Here is an 858-nt window from a genome sequence, read left to right as displayed (position 1 = left end):
AGAGTTTGTTTAAATTTTATTCAACAATAATTTTATAGAAGCAATTTTGACCATCTCTTCGGCTGAATCAAAGGTTGTTTCATAATTACGACATAGTCTTCTGTTGTAATCGAACCAAGCGAAAGTTCGTTCAATTACCCAACGCTTCTTTATCGGTCTAAAGCCCTGCTTTTGGTAACCACTGATTACTACTTGTAAAATATAACCAAATGTATTTCTGATATTCTCAGCCAGTTCTCCCCTGTAACCACCATCAGCTATTATCGTTTTAACTGATGAACATAATTCTTTAAGTACACGCATCAGAAGATAGGCGGCTTTACTATCATGAATATTGGCTACTGTTACCATTACTGCTATTAAAAATCCATTTTTATCTACTACAACATGGCGTTTGATGCCTTTTATTTTTTTGTTACCATCAATGCCATTTAATGCCTTATTATTGCCCCATCTTACACTTTGGCTATCCATTATGCCTAAAGAAGCTGCCTTATTCTGTTTTCGTTTGAATCTCACAGATTCCCGTAAATTACTCAGCAACAAATCAAATTCTTCCATATCTGTCCATTTACGAAAATAGTAATAAACAAGCTCCCATTTTGGGTATTCTTTGGGTAGCATACGCCATTGACAACCGCTTTTTACTAAATAAAACAGGGCATTCCATATCTCTTTTAATTCATGTTTTCGCCTACGCTCTTGGGGCAATAAAACTTTTTCTATATATTGCCACTGGGTTTCTGTAATATCTGTCGGATACATTTCTTATTAGTTTAGTCACTTCAAAGAAACATCCTTCTGATTATTTACAGAAGCCCTTTATTATTTTTTTTCATTCATTTTTAAACAGGCTCT

The 858-nt window shown here is 34.1% G+C and carries 1 protein-coding gene; it reads right to left on the bottom strand.

Features of this window, described 5'->3' with window-relative positions:
- Positions 1–9: 9 nt before the first annotated feature.
- On the bottom strand, positions 10–765 hold the full coding sequence (locus D0T56_RS16555) for an IS5 family transposase (protein ID WP_163321272.1): 756 nt from the start codon (positions 763–765) through the stop codon (positions 10–12).
- Between the last annotated feature and the right edge of the window lie 93 nt (positions 766–858).

The organism is Dysgonomonas sp. 520 (genome assembly GCF_010501095.1).
Taxonomy (GTDB): Bacteria; Bacteroidota; Bacteroidia; order Bacteroidales; family Dysgonomonadaceae; genus QVMP01.
The sequence above is the reverse complement of the archived record's forward strand: the minus strand, read 5'-3'. Positions and strand labels throughout refer to the sequence as shown.

Bases quoted from the DNA above. Each gene is read 5' to 3' on its own strand.
- D0T56_RS16555 (WP_163321272.1), bottom strand. From the start codon at position 765: ATGTATCCGACAGATATTACAGAAACCCAGTGGCAATATATAGAAAAA.